21 protein-coding genes and 1 tRNA gene are annotated in these 18852 nt (G+C 67.0%); 9 read left to right on the top strand and 13 right to left on the bottom strand.

Annotated elements, in window-relative coordinates; genetic code table 11:
• Positions 1-133 precede the first annotated feature (133 nt).
• From METUNV2_RS0105150 to ispB, 7 genes are all read right to left on the bottom strand, one after another.
• Positions 134-1483, bottom strand: a complete 1350-nt coding sequence (locus METUNV2_RS0105150; RefSeq protein WP_018228426.1) for a sigma-54-dependent transcriptional regulator — start codon at positions 1481-1483, stop codon at positions 134-136.
• Positions 1453-3072: a sensor histidine kinase gene (locus METUNV2_RS0105145; RefSeq protein ID WP_026187887.1), complete on the bottom strand. Its 1620-nt coding sequence runs from the start codon at positions 3070-3072 to the stop codon at positions 1453-1455. Before METUNV2_RS0105145 ends, METUNV2_RS0105150 begins: the two co-directional genes overlap by 31 nt.
• Complete coding sequence (locus METUNV2_RS0105140) at positions 3050-3292, bottom strand: PP0621 family protein (protein WP_018228424.1); 243 nt, start codon at positions 3290-3292, stop codon at positions 3050-3052. Before METUNV2_RS0105140 ends, METUNV2_RS0105145 begins: the two co-directional genes overlap by 23 nt.
• Before the next feature lie 119 nt (positions 3293-3411).
• Positions 3412-4371 carry a CapA family protein gene (locus METUNV2_RS0105135; RefSeq protein WP_018228423.1) on the bottom strand — a complete coding sequence of 320 codons (960 nt, stop codon included), beginning with the start codon at positions 4369-4371 and terminating at the stop codon, positions 3412-3414.
• A 26-nt stretch (positions 4372-4397) separates the two neighbouring features.
• Entirely contained in the window at positions 4398-4658 is a 261-nt protein-coding gene (locus METUNV2_RS18900; RefSeq protein WP_232415610.1) for a hypothetical protein, read from the bottom strand.
• A gap of 471 nt (positions 4659-5129) precedes the next feature.
• A tRNA-Pro gene (locus METUNV2_RS0105125) sits at positions 5130-5206 on the bottom strand.
• A gap of 69 nt (positions 5207-5275) precedes the next feature.
• Complete coding sequence (gene ispB, locus METUNV2_RS0105120) at positions 5276-6238, bottom strand: octaprenyl diphosphate synthase (protein WP_026187885.1); 963 nt, start codon at positions 6236-6238, stop codon at positions 5276-5278.
• 151 nt (positions 6239-6389) lie between these two features.
• On the opposite strand from ispB, the gene rplU reads away from it, so the two are divergent.
• The 4 genes from rplU to proB all read left to right on the top strand — a co-directional run bounded on the left by rplU (position 6390) and on the right by proB (position 9402).
• Positions 6390-6701: a 50S ribosomal protein L21 gene (gene rplU / locus METUNV2_RS0105115; protein ID WP_018228420.1), complete on the top strand. Its 312-nt coding sequence runs from the start codon at positions 6390-6392 to the stop codon at positions 6699-6701.
• A 28-nt stretch (positions 6702-6729) separates the two neighbouring features.
• On the top strand, positions 6730-6993 hold the full coding sequence (gene rpmA / locus METUNV2_RS0105110; protein WP_018228419.1) for a 50S ribosomal protein L27: 264 nt from the start codon (positions 6730-6732) through the stop codon (positions 6991-6993).
• A gap of 175 nt (positions 6994-7168) precedes the next feature.
• Positions 7169-8290 (top strand): Obg family GTPase CgtA, encoded by a 1122-nt coding sequence (gene cgtA / locus METUNV2_RS0105105; protein ID WP_018228418.1) that lies wholly within the window; start codon positions 7169-7171, stop codon positions 8288-8290.
• A complete protein-coding gene (gene proB, locus METUNV2_RS0105100; protein WP_026187884.1) occupies positions 8287-9402 on the top strand; it encodes a glutamate 5-kinase in 1116 nt (371 codons plus the stop codon). Before cgtA ends, proB begins: the two co-directional genes overlap by 4 nt.
• A gap of 19 nt (positions 9403-9421) precedes the next feature.
• Here the strand turns inward: proB and METUNV2_RS0105095 are convergent, their stop codons facing one another.
• Positions 9422-10879: a sensor histidine kinase gene (locus METUNV2_RS0105095; RefSeq protein WP_018228416.1), complete on the bottom strand. Its 1458-nt coding sequence runs from the start codon at positions 10877-10879 to the stop codon at positions 9422-9424.
• Positions 10880-10995: 116 nt separating this feature from the next.
• On the opposite strand from METUNV2_RS0105095, the gene METUNV2_RS0105090 reads away from it, so the two are divergent.
• From METUNV2_RS0105090 to METUNV2_RS0105080, 3 genes are all read left to right on the top strand, one after another.
• Positions 10996-11157 carry a DUF1328 domain-containing protein gene (locus METUNV2_RS0105090; protein WP_008057937.1) on the top strand — a complete coding sequence of 54 codons (162 nt, stop codon included), beginning with the start codon at positions 10996-10998 and terminating at the stop codon, positions 11155-11157.
• Positions 11158-11202: 45 nt separating this feature from the next.
• Positions 11203-11841, top strand: coding sequence for a response regulator (locus tag METUNV2_RS0105085; RefSeq protein ID WP_018228414.1), 639 nt, complete (start codon positions 11203-11205; stop codon positions 11839-11841).
• A gap of 104 nt (positions 11842-11945) precedes the next feature.
• Positions 11946-12356 (top strand): response regulator, encoded by a 411-nt coding sequence (locus tag METUNV2_RS0105080; RefSeq protein ID WP_018228413.1) that lies wholly within the window; start codon positions 11946-11948, stop codon positions 12354-12356.
• On the opposite strand, the gene METUNV2_RS0105075 is transcribed toward METUNV2_RS0105080, so the two are convergent.
• From METUNV2_RS0105075 to METUNV2_RS0105055, 5 genes are all read right to left on the bottom strand, one after another.
• Positions 12357-14363 carry a TonB-dependent receptor domain-containing protein gene (locus METUNV2_RS0105075; protein ID WP_018228412.1) on the bottom strand — a complete coding sequence of 669 codons (2007 nt, stop codon included), beginning with the start codon at positions 14361-14363 and terminating at the stop codon, positions 12357-12359. It abuts the gene before it with no gap.
• A gap of 75 nt (positions 14364-14438) precedes the next feature.
• Entirely contained in the window at positions 14439-15089 is a 651-nt protein-coding gene (locus METUNV2_RS0105070) for a PEPxxWA-CTERM sorting domain-containing protein (RefSeq protein ID WP_018228411.1), read from the bottom strand.
• 61 nt (positions 15090-15150) lie between these two features.
• Positions 15151-16005, bottom strand: a complete 855-nt coding sequence (locus tag METUNV2_RS0105065; protein ID WP_018228410.1) for an FxDxF family PEP-CTERM protein — start codon at positions 16003-16005, stop codon at positions 15151-15153.
• A gap of 116 nt (positions 16006-16121) precedes the next feature.
• Positions 16122-16490, bottom strand: a complete 369-nt coding sequence (locus METUNV2_RS0105060) for a hypothetical protein (RefSeq protein ID WP_018228409.1) — start codon at positions 16488-16490, stop codon at positions 16122-16124.
• Positions 16491-16633: 143 nt separating this feature from the next.
• Complete coding sequence (locus METUNV2_RS0105055; RefSeq protein WP_026187882.1) at positions 16634-16990, bottom strand: DUF2946 family protein; 357 nt, start codon at positions 16988-16990, stop codon at positions 16634-16636.
• A 131-nt stretch (positions 16991-17121) separates the two neighbouring features.
• Between METUNV2_RS0105055 and pcnB the strand changes: the two genes are divergently transcribed.
• Entirely contained in the window at positions 17122-18468 is a 1347-nt protein-coding gene (gene pcnB / locus METUNV2_RS0105050) for a polynucleotide adenylyltransferase PcnB (protein ID WP_026187881.1), read from the top strand.
• Positions 18465-18818 carry a DMT family protein gene (locus METUNV2_RS0105045; RefSeq protein WP_018228406.1) on the top strand — a complete coding sequence of 118 codons (354 nt, stop codon included), beginning with the start codon at positions 18465-18467 and terminating at the stop codon, positions 18816-18818. Before pcnB ends, METUNV2_RS0105045 begins: the two co-directional genes overlap by 4 nt.
• The last annotated feature ends 34 nt before the right edge of the window (positions 18819-18852 follow it).

The following is an 18852-nucleotide window of genomic DNA, read 5'->3' as shown; positions in this document are numbered from 1 at the left end:
CGCGACGGGGGCGCCGCTCCCACACCGGCGCACGGGCGCGGGAGCACGGCTGACGTCACCGGGTACGCTCATGACCGCGGCGCCGCTCCCACAAGGGCGCACAGGTGCGGAAACGGGCGTGCGACCGTGGAATTCAGTCATTGATGCCGAGCCGCTGCAGCCGGTAGCGCAGCGAGCGGAAGGTGACGCCGAGCAGACGGGCGGCGGCGGTGCGGTTGTAGCGGGTCTTGCGCAGCGCGTCCTCGATGGCGGCGCGCTCCATGCGGTCCAGGTAGTCCTGCAGCGGCAGTTCGCCCGCCGGCAGTTCGGGCGTTTCGTCGTCCACCGGCATCAGGCCGAGGTCGGCCGCCTCGATGCGCTCGCCGGCGCACAGCGCGTAGGCGCGCTCCAGCACGTTTTCCAGCTCGCGCACATTGCCCGGGAAGGGATAGGCGCACAGCGCGTCCACCGCTTCGCGGCTGAGCGCAGGTGGCCGGTCACCGCCGGCGGCGATACGGGTGAGCAGCGTGCGCGCCAGTTCCGGTATCGATTCGCGGCACTCGCGCAGGCTGGGCATGCGCAGCTCCAGCACATTAAGGCGGTAGTACAGATCCTGCCGGAAGCGGCCCTCGTCCACCATCTGCTTCAGATTGCGGTGGGTGGCGCTGATCAGCCGCACATCGGTCGCTTCTTCGCTGCGCGCGCCGACCCGGCGCACCGACTTTTCCTGGATGGCGCGCAGCAGTTTCACCTGCATGGCCAGCGGCAGGTCGCCCACTTCGTCAAGAAAAAGCGTGCCGCCGCGGGCAGCCTGGAAGAAGCCTTCGCGGTCGGCATCCGCCCCGGTGAAAGCGCCCTTGGCGTAGCCGAAGAACTCGGACTCGACCAGGTTTTCCGGAATGGCGCCGCAGTTGACCGCGACGAAGGGCCCGTCGCGCCGTGCACCGGCTTCGTGGATGAGCCGGGCGGCGCGCTCCTTGCCGCTGCCGGATTCGCCGTGGATATGCACCGGCGCGCCGCTGCGCGCCAGCTTGGCAATCAGTTCGCGCACCTGGGCCAGCGCCGGCGATTCACCGACCAGCACATCGGCGCCCACCGCCACCGGCTCGTTGCCGCGTCGCGGCAGGTCGAGCGCGGAGCGCACCAGCGCGCGCAGCTGTTCGATCGACACCGGCTTGGCGAGGTAGTCGAAGGCGCCCGCCTTCAGCGCGGCCACCGCGTTGTCCATGCTGCCGAAAGCGGTGATCACCGCCACCGGCATTGCGCGATGGTGTTCGGCGATGTGGCGCACCAGATCCATGCCCTCGCCGTCCGGCAGGCGCATGTCGGTCAGGCACAGCGCGAAGCGCTCGGCCGCCAGCAGTTCGCGCGCCTCGCCGACCGATGCGGCGAGCGAGGCGTGCAGGCCCATGCGGGCCAGCGACATGGCCAGCAGTTCGCGCAGGTCGTCCTCGTCATCGACGACCAGCACCTTCAGCTCACGCTCGGTTCGCCGCCTTTCCATGATTCCTCGATGCTCCTGTTCAGTCCGCGCAGGCGAAAGCGCGCACCCGGTGAATTATCCACGAAGTCCAGCCGCGCCCCGTTGGCGTCGCTCAGCTCCCGTGCGATGTACAGACCCAGCCCGGTGCCGCGGCTATGGGTGGTGAAGAAGGGCTCGAACAGATGGGTGCGGGCGCTGTCCGGCACGCCCTGGCCGTCGTCCACGATGTCCATGCGGGTGCCGTCGTCGTCGCTGCGCACCGTCAAACGCACCGCGCCCTCCGCCGTACTGGCGTAACGCAGCGCATTGCCGAGCAGATTCCACATCACCTGATGCAGATGGCCGCGGTCGAACAGCAGCAGCGCCGCGCCATCGCTTTCGATGCGCACACGGCTGCGCACGTCCGGCTCGCGCATCGCGTATTCCTCGACGAAGCTGCGCAGATAGGCGACCAGATCCAGCAGCTCCGGCTCGGCGCGGTCGCGCCGGCCCAGTTCGAGCACGTCGCTCACCATGCGGTCCAGCCGCAGCGCGTTGTCGGTGATGATGCGGGTAAGCCTCGCCTGGGTTTCGGCGCGGCGTTCGTCGGCCAGCAGTTCGGCGGCCTGGCTGATGGCGGCCAGCGGATTGCGGATTTCATGCGCCATGCTGGCGGTGAGCCGGCCCAGTGCAGCGAGCTTGATCTGCTGCGCCTGTTCGCGCAGCCGGGCCAGATCTTCGATGAATACCAGATGACCGCCGCCCTCGCCGGCCGGCACGCAGCGCACCCGCAACGCCGCGGGCTGCGATGGCAGATCGAGCGCGAACACGCGCTCGCGCGAGGTATCGGCCAGCGCATCGACCGCCGCGGCAAGTGCCGGCGAATAGTCGGCCAGCGTGACCGGCCGCGGCATGACCGGATCGAGCAGCCGGCGCGCCTGCGGATTGGCCTGGCGCACATGGCCGCCCGGATCGACCACCAGCACCCCGTCGTCCATGTCGCGGATGACACGCTCGTTCACCCGCACCTGCTCCGCCAGATCGCGGCCGCGCTCGCGCGCCAGCGCCTCGTTGGCGATCACCCGCCGTGCAAGCAGGCGCACCGCAATGGCGGTGGCGAAATAGCCGATGCTGATGGTGCCGACATGCACGAAGCGGCCAGAGTCGCCGCCCAGATTCACCCACTGCATTGCCTGTTCGAACAGCATGGCCAGACTGGCCACCGCGGCATAGAACAGCGCGAGCCGCCCCTGCCCCATCAGCGCGGCGAACGCCAGCACCACCACATGCATGAAAGGCAGCCCGGTGCCCACGCCACCGGCGGCATAGGTGAGTGCGGTGAGGAAACCGATATCGGCCAGCACGCCAGCTGTCAGCCGCGCGTCGAAGGACGGCAGCAGGCGGTCCAGCCCGGCCATCATGCAGGCCGCGAACAGCCAGTAGGCGCGCACCACGGTCGAGAACAGCGGACCTTCGTAGTCGCCGAAACTGATTTCGCCCGGCACCCCATACACCAGCGCCACCAGCACCGATGCGATGACCAGCCGGTACAGGCTGAAATAGCGCAGCGAAGGCAGACCGACCGGCGACAACCCCCGCACGCCGGTTTCAGTCGCGACCGATGTGTGCATTTCGGTGCTCGACGCTGCAGAAATGCCGCTGATCGCCCTCGGCCAGCGCCTCGCCCTCCGGCAGGCGCAGCCCGCAGTGGGCGCACTGCACGATGCGCTCGACCGGCTTCTGCTCCGGCACCCGGTCGCGCCGCTCGCTCCCGTCACGGACCGACGGACGCTTGAAGAACCAGATCCAGGCCACAGCGGCCAGCAGCAGGAAGAAAAGAATGCGCGACATCGTGATGCTCAGGGGCGACAGACATGAAGACGCGCCAGCGTACCAGCTTGCGGCCGCTGCCCGTCAGCGGCTGCGGCTGTGACCCGGCGCGGCACAGGGCACGGAGTACCGCCTGTCAGTCAGGGCCGGGCCTTCGTGCACGGAGACATCGCAGCCTCGCCCCGCTGCCAGCAGGGGCCGGCCCTGCCGGGGTCTGGGACCGGCGAGCCGGCGGCATCGATCTTCACCACGTGCGTCGTCACCGACACCACGCCGCGCCAGTCAATGTCGGCGAACACCACCCATCCGGTGTTGTTGTCCTCGTCCTCGAATCCGTCGAACACGAAATTTCCGAGGGAGTAGAGGACCGGCTTGCCCTTGTGGATTTCATGGTCCTGGACGACATGGGGATGCCCGCCAATGACAGCGTCCGCCCCGGCCGCCAGCAGCGCACGCGCCGCGGCGCGCTGCCTGTCGTGCGCACGGGGTTCGTGTTCCACGCCCCAGTGCGGCACCACCAGCACGACGTCGGCGCCGTCCCTGCGGGCGCGGGCGATGTCGAGCGCGGCCTGGTCGGTATCCAGCCAGGCCACACCGGCCCCGCCAGGCGTGGCGGCAAACCAGCGCGGGAAGAAATCCAGATAGCCCAGCAGTGCGGTCCGAACACCCTTGCGCTCGATCATCAGCGCGCGATGCGCGGTCTTCAGGTCGCGGCCGCCGCCGAAGGTCTGCACGCCAGCGGCCTGCAGGGCAGAGAGCGTTTCGGCGAAGTCCTCACGGCCGAAATCGCCAGCGTGGTTGTTGGCCAGGCCGGCGATTTCAAACACCGACGCAAACACGCGCAGCGCCGGCTGCGCCGTGCGGAAGGAAAACGGTTTCTCCGCATCCGGTCTGCCCTGTGTGCCGGCAGACGATTCGAAATTGGCCACCCGCAGGTCGGCCGTGGCGAGCAGCCCGCGCACGTGGGCGAACGGATCGCCACCCTCCGCAGCGACTTCGCCGGTCCGTTCGCTTTCAGCCAGCATCACGTCGCCGACAAAGGCGATGCGGACCACCCCGTCAGCCGCGCTGGCCGCAGCGACCCACAGGATCATGAGCATGGCAAGCGCAACAGGATGCCGGCGACTCATCGGGCGGCTCCGCAGGTGTAACCGAGCATGCGCCCGAGCCGGGGCTCGACCACCTCCATGCGGCCGGTATCGAAAGGGGGCTTCGTTTTCTGCGAAGAAATGATGCGGTCGTCACCGTCTGCCGCCTTCGCGTGCACCTCGACCAGCAGCCAGGGCTTGACCCCGTGCGGCACGACCAGCGCCGCACGCAGGCTGAACACGCCAGCCTCATGCCAGACACCGCCCAGCGCATCCGCCTCCGCGCGCAGCGGGACCACGGTCTGCTGCCCGTTGTACTCCACGACACAGGCCACAGCGGGTGACGCCAGGGCGCAGACCGGCAGCAACAGGCATACGCAGGCACAGAGGACCTTCAGGTTCCGATTGCTGCAGAAGGGGATATCGCTCATCGGGCTCGTCATTTCGCATCGACACGACCGGTTGCACGCCGTTTGCACGGCCCGGCGTCCGGTTCGCGTCCCGTCGCAGTGAGAACTGAATACTCGCCCGTGGCCGCAGCGCCTGCAATGCGTGCGCGACCGGATTTTCGGGAAAACGATCGGCGGGCAGGCGTACAGGGGTCGCCGGGGCGCCGTCATGCCACGGAGACAAGCCGCGTGCTGCGAAACCGTGAAGGCAGGAAGCGGGCGCGGAATCCAGATTCCTGGAACGCATGGGACACGGCGCGAGCGCGCCGGAAGCGGAAAACAAAAAAGCCACCCCGAAGGGTGGCTTTTCCGCGGGATTTCTGGTCGGGGAAAGAGGATTCGAACCTCCGGCCCCTGCGTCCCGAACGCAGTGCTCTACCAGGCTGAGCTATTCCCCGAACTTCACTACACACTGCGGAGCAGCTCTTTGTGCCTCGTCGCCCGTAAGCAACGAGGCGCGCACTATACTAAAACTTTCGCTCGACTGCAAACTTTGCGAGATCGAGCAGACTTTGCAGATATTCGTTGGTCGGCAGACCGTCGAGTTCCGCGATCGCCAGCGCCGCTTCTTCACGTGCGCGAACCCGCGCGACTTCAAGCGCACCGCTGTCGACCACTGCCTTCATGACCGGTGCCCAGTCATCGCGACCGCCCTCTTCGATTGCGTGGCGCACCACGGCCACCTGTTCCGGCGTACCGTTCTTCATGACGTGGATCAGCGGCAGCGTGGGCTTGCCCTCGGCCAGATCGTCGCCAAGATTCTTGCCGATAGAACCTTCGTCGCCGGAGTAATCGAGGATGTCATCGACCAGCTGGAAGGCGGTGCCAAGATGCATGCCGAAACGGGCGAACCGCTCTTCAATCTCGGGCTCGGAGCCGGCCAGCATGGCGCCGAGCCGGCTGGCCGCCTCGAACAGCTTGGCCGTCTTGTAGCGGATGACCTGCAGATAGCGCTCTTCGGCGACATCGGCGTCATGACAGTTGAGCAGCTGCAGCACCTCGCCCTCGGCAATGATGTTGGTGGCTTCAGCCAGCACCGCCTGCACCCGCATGCTGCCGACCGACACCATCATCTGGAAGGCGCGTGAGTACAGGAAGTCGCCGACCAGCACCGACGCGGCATTGCCGAACAGCGCGTTGGCGGTCTTGGCGCCGCGACGCAGTTCGGACTCGTCGACCACGTCGTCATGCAGCAGCGTGGCGGTATGGATGAACTCGACCACTGCCGCCAGTTCGGTGCGATGGTCGCCGCGATAATCGCAGGCACCGGAGGTGAGCAGCACAAGCGCGGGCCGCAGGCGTTTGCCGCCGGCGCCGATGATGTACTCGGCCACCTGGCGCACCAGCACCACGTCGGAGTGCAGGCGCGCGCGGATCACGGCGTCCAGCGCACGCATGTCATCCGCAATCAGGCTGTAAAGACGGTTCAGAGAAGACAAGGAAGGACTGCCGGACGCGGAAAAACGCGGATGGTAGCAGCGCCCCAAAACCCGTCAAGCCGTTGATGTATTGGGGGCTTTGACACGGGCCGCGGTACTTCGCTATACTTATGGATTCCCTTAAACCTTACTGGGGTTACACATGTACGCGGTCATAAAAACCGGCGGCAAGCAGTATCGCGTCGCTGCCGGCGAAAAAATCAAGGTAGAACAGATACCTGCGGATGTGGGCTCGGAAATCGTGATCGACCAGATTCTGATGGTCGGTGAGGGCGAATCGGTCAAGATCGGTGCGCCCCTGGTTGCCGGTGCCAGCGTTCGTGCAACGGTGCTCACGCAAGGGCGCCACAAGAAGGTGACCATCTTCAAGATGCGCCGTCGCAAGCACTACCAGAAGCATCAAGGTCATCGTCAGAACTACACCGAACTGCGCATCGACGCCATCAACGGCTGATCGCTGAACGTTTCCAGGAGCACATCTCATGGCACACAAAAAAGGCGGCGGCAGTACCCGCAACGGCCGCGACTCAGAATCGAAACGCCTTGGCGTCAAGAGCTACGGCGGCCAGCTGATTCCCGCAGGCAGCATCATCGTGCGTCAGCGCGGCACCGAGTTCCATCCCGGCGACAACGTCGGCATGGGCAAGGACCACACGCTGTTCGCCAAGATTGACGGCGTCGTGCAGTTCGTCGTCAAGGGTGCAAACCGCCGTCGCGTGGTCACCATCGTTCCGGCCGCAGCCTGATCGCTGTCTGCCTGAACCGAAGCCCTGCCCTCGAGGCAGGGCTTTTCGTTTGTGCCGTCGGTAAAATCCGGTGGCCGGATGGACCTTCTGCCGTCTAACGACACGACAGCAGAACGATTCCCGCCGTTGCAGGACAGGACGGCAATGAAGTCACCCCGCAAGGACGCAGCACGCAATGAAATTCTTTGACGAAGCGAAAATAGAGGTCATCGCCGGCGATGGCGGCAATGGTTCGGCCTCGTTCCGCCGCGAAAAATTCATTCCGTTCGGCGGCCCCGACGGCGGTGACGGCGGCCGTGGCGGCAGCATCTGGGCCATCGCCGACCGCAATCTGAATACCCTGATCGACTTCCGCTACACCCGCATGTTCCGCGCCGAAAGCGGCGAGAACGGCCGCGGCGCCGACTGCTACGGCAAGGGCGGCGACGACAAGGAACTGCGCATGCCGGTCGGCACCACCATCACCGACCAGGTCACTGGCGAAGTGGTCGCCGACCTCGACCACGACGGCGCCCGCGCATTGATCGCCAAGGGCGGCCGCGGCGGTCTGGGCAATCTGCACTTCAAGTCCAGTACCAATCGCGCACCGCGTCAGACCACGCCGGGCGAAGCCGGCGAGCGGCGCGAACTGAAGCTCGAACTGAAGGTGCTGGCCGACGTCGGCCTGCTCGGCATGCCGAACGCCGGCAAATCCACCTTCATCCGCGCGGTATCGGCTGCGCGCCCCAAGGTGGCGGACTACCCCTTCACCACGCTGGCACCCAATCTGGGCGTCGTGCGCGTCGACACCTCACGCAGCTTCGTGATTGCCGACATTCCGGGACTGATCGAAGGCGCGGCCGACGGCGCCGGCCTCGGTCACCAGTTCCTGCGCCATCTGCAGCGCACCCGCCTGTTGCTGCATCTGGTCGATCTGGCTCCGTTCGATCCGGAAGTCGATCCGCTGCATGACGCACGCGCCATCGTCGAGGAACTGCGCCGTTACGACGAGGCGCTGTACCAGAAGCCGCGCTGGCTGGTGCTGAACAAGCTGGATCTGATTCCGGAAGACGAACGCGCACAGCGCGTGCGCGACTTCGTTGACGCCTTCGGTGCCGAACGCGCCTTCAGCATTTCGGCGATGACCCGCGAAGGCTGCGATGGTCTGTGCTACGCCATCATGGATCACGTCGAAGCCACCCGGCCGCCGGAACCGGTCGAACCGGACGTGCGCAATCTGGAGTCCGCCGAAGAGGCTGACGAAGGGACCGACGAAAAGGCAGAAGACGAAAAGTCAGACGACGAGAGCGTCCGATGAGGTCAGGGTTGCAGAACGCGCGCCGGCTGATCGTCAAGGTCGGCAGCGCACTGGTCACCAACAACGGTGCCGGCCTGGACCTCGGTGCGCTGCAGGAGTGGGCGCGCCAGATCGCCGCGCTGCGCGCCGAAGGCCGCGAGGTGCTGCTGGTGTCTTCGGGTGCCATCGCGGCCGGCATGCAGCGCCTGGGCTGGGCCACCCGCCCGAGCGCGATGCACGAACTGCAGGCCGCTGCCGCCGTCGGCCAGATGGGCCTGGCACAGGCCTATGAAAGCGCGTTCTCGCAGTACGGTCTGGCGTGCGCACAGATTCTGCTGACACACGAGGATCTGGCCGACCGCACCCGCTACCTGAATGCACGTTCGACGCTGTCCACGCTGATGGAGCTGGGCGTGGTGCCGGTGATCAACGAGAACGACACCGTCGTGTACGACGAAATCAAGTTCGGCGACAACGACACGCTGGGCGCGCTGGTGGCCAATCTGACAGAAGCCGACTGTCTGGTCATCCTGACCGACCAGAGCGGCCTGTACACCGCTGACCCGCGCAAGGACCCGTCCGCGACGCTGATCAGCGAGGGCGACGCCGACGATGCACGCTTCGAAGCGATGGCCGGCGGTGCCGGCACCGGCATTTCGCGCGGCGGCATGATCACCAAGGTGCGCGCCGCGAAGCGCGCCGCCCGCAGCGGCGCCGACACCGTGATCGCCAGCGGCCGCGAACCGGACGTGCTGCTGCGGCTGGTCGCCGGCGAAGCGCTGGGCTCCTTCCTGAAGGCGGGCAACTCGCCGCTGGCCGCCCGCAAGCAGTGGCTGGCCGACCATCTTCAGCTGGCCGGTACGCTGGTGCTGGACGACGGCGCGGTGAAGGCGCTGTACGAGGGCAAGAGCCTGCTGCCGATCGGCGTGACCGAGGTGCAGGGCCAGTTCGAGCGCGGTGCGGTCGTCGCCTGCCGCGACGCGACTGGTCGCGAACTGGCACGCGGGCTGATCAATTACTCGGCATCGGAAACCCGCCGCATCGCGCGCCGCCCCTCGACCGACATCGAGGCGCTGCTGGGTTATGTCGACGAACCGGAACTGATACACCGCGACAACATGGTGCTCGCCTGAGCACCGCGCCGCGCGTCGTTCAGGCGCGCGGCACTTCAAACTCCAGCAGCGTGCCACCGCCCGGCGCAGCGCCGATCGCGAAGCGCCCGCCGAGCGCATCCGCCCGGTATTTCATGCCGAGCAGGCCGTGCGAACCGGTCTTGCCACGCGCGCCCTCCGGCAGACCGACCCCGTCGTCGCGGATGTCCAGCCTCACCGTATTGCCCTCTTCGGTCAGCCTGATGGTGACCGTATTCGCCTGCGCATGCTTGCGGATATTGGTGAGCGCCTCCTGCGCCACGCGGTAGATCGCGATCGCACGTTCGCGCTCAAGTTCAAGCACTTCAGGCAGTTCGAGCTCGACCGCGAACGGTGCCGACACACGGGTTTCATCGGCCAGCGCTTCCAGCGCCGGCAGCAGGCCGAGATGGGTAAGCACGGTCGGCACCAGCCCCTCGATCACGCGCCGCTTGATCTGCACGCCCTGTTCCAGGATGTCGCACACCCGCCCCAGCGATTCGACGTCCGGGCTGTTCTGCTTGCGCGCCCGGCGCAGCAGCATCGACGCCTCCATCCGGCTGGCGGTCAGGATGGAGCCCAGTTCGTCGTGCAGTTCGCGCGCCAGCGCCGCTTTCTGTCGCTCGGCTTCGGTCTGCAGGTGGCTGGCCAGTTCGCTCAGCTCTTCGGTACGCACCCGCACCAGCGCATCGAGTTCGTCGCGCGCCGCGCGCAGGCGGTCGGCCACCTGGGCCTCGGCCTCGCTGCGCATCGCGTAGGCGCGCAGCAGCAGGATGAGCATGAGCACGCCAACCGCGATCACCACAATGGCCGCCGCCCGCTGACGCTCGATTTCCTCGCCCAGCAGTGTCATCTGTTCTTCGAGGTAGGCACGTTCGGTGCGCACCAGCGGCTCCAGTGCCTGACGCAATTCGGCCTGATCGACCACCGAAGGCAGGAAGGCATCCATCACCTCGACCGGACTGGCGTCCTCCGGCAAGGCCTCGAGCCGCTTCAGTTCTTCCGATTCGGTGGCGGACAGCCGCCGTACCGCGCTCACCCGCTCTTCGTCGATCTGCCGGCGCACCGCCCAGCCCAGCACCACGTTCGACGCGTCCGCCAGGCGCTGCAGCGTGGCCCGATGCTGCGCCAGATGCTCCGCCGACGGGTCCTCGATGTAGCGTTGTTCGGTCTGGTCCGCCTGGGCATTGTCGTAGACCAGGTTGTTCAGCGCAGCCAGCGACAGCCGCGACGCGTCGATCTCCTCCCGCTCGCGCTGCATCGCCAGAAAGGTGGATTCCGACAGCACGGCGAAGGCGATGCCGATCAGTACCACCAGAAGCGCGCCCCAGCGGAAGCGTGCCAGCTTCATCAGCACGCTGTCGGTCAGCCGCTCGGCCCCGTCGGTGGCCGAACCGGCGCGGCGGGCGGCACGCGACAGGCCCTCGACCAGTGCGCGCCGGCGCTGCGCGTGCTGCAGGCTGCGGTCGGCGTCAGACATGTCCGACGTCCCGCGCACGGTGCGGACGACAGCCACTGAAAATGGCTGCGCCTAGCATGGAGTCATGCAGGCAGCGGTACACCCGGACGCTGCTGCCCTTCATCAAGGAGGCCGACATGCTTCACTATGCCCTTATATTCTTCATCGTTGCACTGATCGCCGCATTGTTCGGTTTTGGCGGCCTGGCGGCAAGCGCAGCCGGCATCGCCAAGATACTGTTCTTCGTGTTCCTGGTGCTGACGGTTGCCTCCTTCGTGCTGGGACTGTTCAAGCGCTGACGTGGATAATCCCGCGTAACACTCACTTTTCGCAGCCTTCACATCATGCAAAAGAAACGCGTCCTGCTCGCCGACGACCACCAGATCGTGCGCAACGGTCTGCGCCAGCTGATCAATGCCGAATCCGATCTGGAGGTGGTCGCCGAAGCCTCGACCAGCGCCGAGACGCTTACCCAGCTGCGCCAGACCGAGGTCGACGTGCTGCTGCTCGACATTTCGATGCCGGACCGCGACGGCATGGATACGCTGCGCCTGCTGCGCAGTCACCGCACCGATCTGCCTGTGCTCATCATCAGCGCCTATGCAGAAGAACAGTACGCGCTGAACATGCTGCGCGCAGGCGCCAACGGCTACATCCGCAAGGACGCCGACGTGGACGACATCCTGTCCGCCATCCGCACCGTGCTGCGCGGCCGCCGCTATGTGAGCGACACGGTGGCCGACCTGCTCACCCAGCGGCTCAATGGCGACGCCGACGCACCGGCGCACCAGCAACTGTCGGAGCGCGAGTTCCAGGTGCTGCACAAGCTGGCGACCGGCAAGTCGGTGACCGAAATCGCCGATGAACTGTTCATCAGCGTCAAGAGCGTGAGCACCTACCGCAGCCGTCTGCTCACCAAGCTCAATCTGAAGAGCAACGCCGAGCTGACCTACTACGCGCTGAAGAATGGGCTGATCGAATGAACCGGTCTGTCGGCTCGCACCTACATACCGGCGGTGCCTGTGGTGGAATACTGCAGACCGTGCAATCCCCTGACCGCCACTCCGACGCTTACGCGCACACTGCCGTGCTCCAACGTCCGACCTCCGCTACCCCGATCGCCCGCACCCGCCCGCTGCGCGTGCTGCTCGTCGAGGATTCCGTGCTCATCCGCAAGCATCTGGTCGCGCTGCTGGAAGACAGCGAGGGCGTCGCCGTCTGCGGCGAGGTCGATACCGAAGCGGACGCGGTCACTGCGCTGCGGGTCGGACGCTTCGACGCGGTAGTGGTTGATCTGCAATTGCGCGAAGGCAGCGGCTTCGGCGTATTGCAGCACCTCAAGCTGTATCACCCCGACCTGCTGGCCATCGTACTCACCAACAGCAATACCGCCGCCATGCGCGCCCGCAGCCTGGCCATGGGCGCTCACCACTTTCTCGACAAGTCGAGCGAGTTCGAGCGCGTGGCCGAACTGCTCGAAGGCCTGCGCGGCAACTGATCAGAAGGCCAGCCGCGCGCGCAGCCAGGCCAGCCGCCCTGGTTCGTTCACTCTCTCGGTCTGTACGAAACCTGCCGGCTGGAACACGCCGGTACGGCTGATGTGCTCCGCGTAGCTGCGGTCGAACAGATTGTCGATGCCTGCACTCAACTGCAGCCGGCTGTCCGGCGACCAGCCAGCCATCACTCTCACCGTCGCGAAACCTGGCGTTTCGCCGATGTCGTTGCCCAGTGCATTGCCGTAGCCAACATGCACCCGGTCCTGCCGGCGCACCAGCCGCAGCTGGGTGGCGGCGCTGAAGCGGCCGCTTTCGTACTCCACTCCCAGACGCATTTCCGGCGGCGAGGTCTGCGCCAGCGGAACGTGCTGGGTCAGGTTGTCGGCGCGCACCCAGCTGGCGGCACCGGTCACGCTCCAGCTCTGCAGCAGGCGCCAGCGTGCCTCCAGTTCGCCGCCAAAGCGGCGTGCATCGACATTGATCGCACGGGTGCCCTGCTCAGCCAGGATGAAGTCATCCACCCGGCTCACGAAGGCATGCAGCGACCACTGCAACGCATCACTGCGGCCATTCAGGCCGGCCCCCAGTTCGGTATTGGTTTCGGCATCGATATTGAAGGCGGCAAAGCTCGCGCGCTCCAGACTGCTGGCGGCACGCTGGGCCACGCCCAGCGCAAGATAGTTTTCCAGTCCGTCGCCATGGCGCATCTGCGCCCGCAGAAAGCCGCTGCCCAGCTTTTCGGTGCGTTCGTCGAAACTGCCCGGCAGCAGTTGGGTGCCGAGGAAGTTGCGCAGTTCTCCGGCACGGGTCTGCAGCCGGTCGCTGCGCAGACCGGCGCGCAGCGTAAGGGTGCCAAGCTGCTGCGTCAGCTCGGCGAACGCGCCCTGATTACGCGCATCCAGCGTGTAGAAGGCGCTGCGGGTCGATGTGAACAGCGGGCAGTTCGTGGTGCCGGTGAAACAGGTGCGGGTGGTGCGCAGGTTGTCGCCGAAGTGGTGATCGTCGCGCGCATCGACGCCCAGCAGCAGCGTGCTGCCGTCGGCCGGCTCGAAGGTGGCCACCGCGCGCGCGCTGCGGCCGCGCTGGTCCTGCCGCATCAGCAGGGTGGGCAGCTGGTCGAGCACGCCGGGCACCAGCTCGACCGGCTTTACCGGCCGGTAGCTGTAGTCGTCCATCAGGTGCTTGATGTCCTGCCAGCGCAGCGACAGTTCGAGCGCGGACAGCAACTGGCCCGGCCGGCGATGGGTGAGCTTCGCGCCCCATGCCGAACGGTTGAAGCGTGTGCCGTCCATGTGGAAGGCCGGGTAACCGGCAATCGCGTCACCGTTCTCGTTATCGACTTCGAGCACGGTGTCCGACCCCAGCTTCAGACCGGCGGCCAGCGTGGTGGCGTAGCGCGAATAGAAGGACTGGAAGCGCCGCCCTGCGCCGTCGCGGTAGTTGTCGGAGTCATTGCGGGTGCCGCCTGCGCGCAGCCACAGCACCTCCCCGGCCCAGCTCACCTCGGCCGCCTGATCCAGCCGGTCAAAGCCGCTGCGGGTGGCCGACGCACGCAGCCGCATGCCGGCTTCGGGCGCATCGCGCTCGACCCGGATCAGGCCGGACAGCGCCGGCCCGAACTGCACGGTGTTCGGCCCCTTCACCACGGTGAGCCGGTCATAGGCATCCGGCTGCAGATAAGAGGTGACCGGGTCCATGCCGTGATTGCAGGCCGCATCGGCCACCGCGTCGCCTACCACCACCGGCAGTCGCGCGCCGCCCAGGCCCCGCAGGAACACGCTGCCGGCGGTGCCGCCGACCCGGCTCACGTTGAAGCCGCTCAGGTCGCGCAGGCGCTCGGCCAGATCGGCGCCGCCAACCGGGCTGTCGCGCAGTTCGGTCACCTCACCGGCAGAGGGATCGGCGCGCTTGCCGTGGATATCGACCGCAGGCAGCACGGTGTCGGCACGCGCGGTGTTCAGCGCCAGCAGGCCACAGGCCGCCAGCCATCGGAATTCGGATCGTTTCATGGCAGAAAAAGAGCCACCCCGCCGTAACGGGGTGGAAAGGGGTTTTCAAGCGTGGAATGCGGCGCTACGCCGCGATCAGCCCTGACGCGAACGGCGGGCCGCCCAGCCGGCCAGTCCGAGGCCGGCCAGCATCAGCGCCCACGATTCCGGCTCCGGCACCGGCGGCGTCACCGCACCGGCGAAACCGACGTTCAGCCGGATTTCGTCACGCAGCGGGTCACCCATGCCGGGCATGGCGTGGTGGTGGTACATCGATTCGTTCAGATTCAGCCAGATCGCATCGGCGCTGTAGGCGAGATGAGCGGACGGCTGGAAGCCTTCGATCAGGTTGCCGCGAACACCGCTCACGTAGGCGGTGTTCGCCACGCTGACGCTGTTGAAGGACGGCAGCTGGCTGGCCACATCGGCAATGCGGAAACCGAGGAAGGTCGGCGAACCGAAATTCATGAAGTCGCCGGTGCCGACATACTTCAGGCTCAGGCCGCTGTCGTACAGATTGACCGACCACGAGATCGAGCCAGAAGTGTTGAGCTTGATGGCCGGCAGTTCGACCGCATCGCCAACCGTCACCGTGAAGGTCTGCAGCGCCTGGAAGCCGGCGCCCAGCCCCAGATCCATGCCGTACTGAACGGTGACCGCGTGGTCGACGAAACTGGCGTGGGCGGACGCCGCGGCCGGTACGGCCAGCGCGAAAGCGAGGGAGGTGGCGCGAAGAAGCGTGTTCATCCTTATTTCCTTTTGGTAAGCAAAGAGCCGGCAGAGGCCGGCCCGGGATCAATCAGAAGGTTCAGCCGTTCAGGCGACGACGGGCCACGGCGGCGATCAGGCCCAGACCGCCCAGCATCAGCGCCCAGGCTTCGGGTTCCGGCACCGGCGTGACCGACAGCGCTGCAGTGAAGCCACGCTGTCCGTTGGCGGCGGCGAGGTCGATGTAGGGACTGGCGTAGCGGGCGCCGCCGACGATGAGGCTGTAGCTACCGGCGGCCAGGCGAAAGGTCGCGCTGACCGACTGGTCGGCGCTGCCGTCGCCGGCGATGTCGATCACGCCATCGCCGTTGATGTCCACGCCCGCGCCATCCACGGCCTGACCGATATAGGCCAGCCGGGCCGACGCCCAGTTGGCTTCGCCCACTTCCTCAAGCTTGTTGCCGAGCCAGAAGTCGCCATTTGCGTTGAATGCGCCCTCGCGGTTGCCGAACATGCCGGCGCCCAGATAGGTCGGCGAAATCGTCGGCAGGAAGCCCGGGTGATGAGCCAGGTAATCCGGATGGTCACCCGCCTCGAACGCCGCGCCCGGCGCGATGCCGGCGTACAGCGAAAAGCCGGGCATGAGGTCGCCGGCGGCGGTCAGCGTGCTGCCGCCGCTGAGGTAGGTGAAACTGCTGGCACTGACCGTGAGCGTCACATCGGCGGCTCCGGTCAGCGTGAAGCGGGCCCAGCGCAGCCGGTGGCTGTCGCCCCAGTCTGCGTCGGCGCCGTCGGCCCAGCCGTAGTCCGAGGTGACGCGCTGGTCAGCCAGCGTCCAGGTATTGCCGGACTGCACGCCATTGACGAAGAAATCACGCGAGCTGTAGCTCACGTGGGCGAAGGCCGAAGCCGAGAACAGGCCTGCCAGAACGGCGGCCATGCAGTGCTTTTTCATGTGTGCTGAATCCTGTTCGCGCCGCCGGCGTACCGGCGTGCGTTGCAGACGGCCGCGCCGCAAGGCGTGGCCGGACCGGCGCCCGGACATGTGGTGCTCGCCGGGCGAAGGGGGATTCAGCGCATGGGCGGTGCGCGCGACTGCCAGTGGGCACCGGCGCTGATCGCGTGCAGCGAAGCGCCGGTGCAGGACGCCTCGATGACCGGCTGCAGCGGTGCCGGCAGCGGCAGGCCAAAGGGCGGCGGTGCCAGGCCGGTGCTGCCGGCGCACAGCGAACAGTGGCCGCGATGAGTGGCGTCGCCCGGCGGACGATCGCGGTCGGCGCTGGAGCAGATGTCGTCGCCGGGCATTACCCGCGCGGTCGCCTGACCGGCCGCACCCAGGCCCACCAGTGCCAGCAGCACACAGGCGAGCGCCATCGCCAGCGCACGCGTTCGGGCGTGCGCTGCAATGCGGATGATCGACGGATGGAACGGGAACGGCATCGGACCTGACCGGGCTCGGCGCGTCACCAGGACAGCGCTGGTAACGCATGGGCGCACGCACAGGCGTGCGCCGGCTCAGGGCGTGCTCAGCACGCGCACACGGTGCTCGGGCACCGGGCGCACGGCGTCACGCCGGCATGGGGTCAGGCCAGGGGTGGTGCGCGCGGCGGCGCGGCGCGCCGGAAAACCGGCGGCAGGGGAAGATCGGAGCGCGCGGGCGGCGCTTCCGCCTCGGCATGCAGCGCGAACACCGCGTACGCGGGCTGGGAGGGCAAGGCGATCGCGGCCTGCGCGACGCACCACGGGCAGTGCGGCCGGGCCTCGCCGTCGTCGCTGCCTTCAGCGACGGGCTTCACGCCGAAGGCGGTACAGATTTCTGCCGACGCCACCGGGTCGTCCGACTGCTGCCAGCGCATCAGCGTGGGCAGCAGCACCTGGGCGCACACTGCGAACAGCGCGAGCATCAGGGCGAAGCGGAATCGGGGGCGGGCAAACGTCATGGGCGCGCATGGTAGCGTGCTGACGGCGCGAGCGGCAAGACAGGCGGGCTGTGCGGCGCCGCTTGCGTTAACATGTCGGGTCCGGCGCGAACGCGTCCTGGTCCGAATCACGCCAGAAAGCCCTCTTACTGATGATCCGAAAGTTGCTGCGCCGGATACTCCGGCGCCCCGAAGACAACGCCCGCACACCGGCCGCCAGCAGTGGACCGGTTTCCATTCCGCGCGAACAGCACGGCATTTCGCGCGAACAGATCCTGCCGGCCGCACGCAAGGTGTGCGACGGGCTGCAGGCCGAGGGCTATCAGGCCTATGTGGTCGGCGGCGCGGTGCGCGACCTGATCGCCGGCATCGAACCCAAGGATTTCGACGTCGCCACCAGCGCCACGCCGGAGCAGGTGACCGAGGTATTCCGTCGCGCCCGCATGATCGGCCGCCGTTTCAAGATCGTGCATGTCATGTTCGGCCGCGACGTGATCGAGGTGACCACTTTCCGCGGCGACTCGGAGGCGGTGACCGACGAGCACGGCCGCATCCTGCACGACAACGTGTTCGGCACGATGGAAGAAGATGCCGCCCGGCGCGACTTCACGGTCAATGCGCTGTACTACGACCCGACCACCGAAACCGTGATCGACTTCCATCACGGCGTGGCCGACCTGAAACAGAAGACGCTGCGCATGATCGGCGACGCCCCGCGCCGCTACCGCGAAGACCCGGTGCGCATGCTGCGTGCGGTCCGGCTGGGCGCCAAGCTCGGTCTGATCATCGATCCGGCCGCGCGCGAACCGATACGCTCGATGTCCGGCCTGCTGGAAAACGTGCCGCCGGCCCGCCTGTTCGACGAAATGCTCAAGCTGCTCACCAGCGGTCACGCAGTGCGCTGCGTGCGCCAGCTGCGCGAGGAAGGGCTGCACCACGGCCTGCTGCCGCTGCTCGACGTCATCCTCGAACAGCCGATGGGCGAACGCTTCGTCATGCTGTCGCTGGAGCGCACCGACGAGCGCGTACGCGAAGGCAAGTCGATTTCGCCCGGCTTCCTGTTCGCCACCCTGCTCTGGCACGAAGTGCTGGCCGACTGGGAAAAGCGCAAGCAGGCGGGCGAAGCGGCGATTCCGGCGCTGTTCGACGCGATGGGCAGCGTGCTCGACCAGCAGGCGGAAAAGCTGGCCATCACGCGCCGCATCGCCACCGACATCAAAGACATCTGGCTGCTGCAGCCGCGCTTCGAACAGCGCGCCGGCAAACGCCCCTACCGGCTGCTCGAACTGCCGCGCTTCCGTGCCGCCTACGACTTCCTGCTGCTGCGTGCCGGCAGCGGCGAGGTGGAACAGGAACTGGCCGACTGGTGGACCGACTTCGCGGCCGCCGACGGCCCGCAGCGCGAAGCCATGCTGCGTCCCGAAGAAGCGCCGAAGAAGCGCCGTCGCACCCGCCGCAAGCCTTCGGGCGGCGGCAACGGCCCGGCTGACGCGGCATGACGCTGGCCCAGTTGCCGGCCTGGGTGCAGGCGGCCGGCCTGCTGGTGGCCTCCAACATTTTCATGACCTTCGCGTGGTACGCCCACCTGAAGGACATGAACCACAAGCCCTGGTGGTACGCGGCGATCTTCTCCTGGGGCATCGCGCTGTTCGAATACCTGCTGCAGGTGCCGGCCAACCGCATCGGTCACACGCAGCTGTCACTCGGCCAGCTCAAAATCATGCAGGAAGTGATCACGCTGGCCGTGTTCATCCCCTTCGCCGTGCTCTACATGAACCAGCCGTTCAAGCTTGACTACGTGTGGGCTGCGCTGTGTATGCTGGGCGCGGTGTACTTCATCTTCCGCTGAATTCTCGGCGAATTTCCCGACCGGACTGATCCAT

The organism is Methyloversatilis universalis EHg5, from assembly GCF_000378945.1.
In the GTDB taxonomy this organism is placed as follows: domain Bacteria; phylum Pseudomonadota; class Gammaproteobacteria; order Burkholderiales; family Rhodocyclaceae; genus Methyloversatilis; species Methyloversatilis universalis_A.
This window is presented reverse-complemented; position numbering and strand designations above follow the sequence as displayed.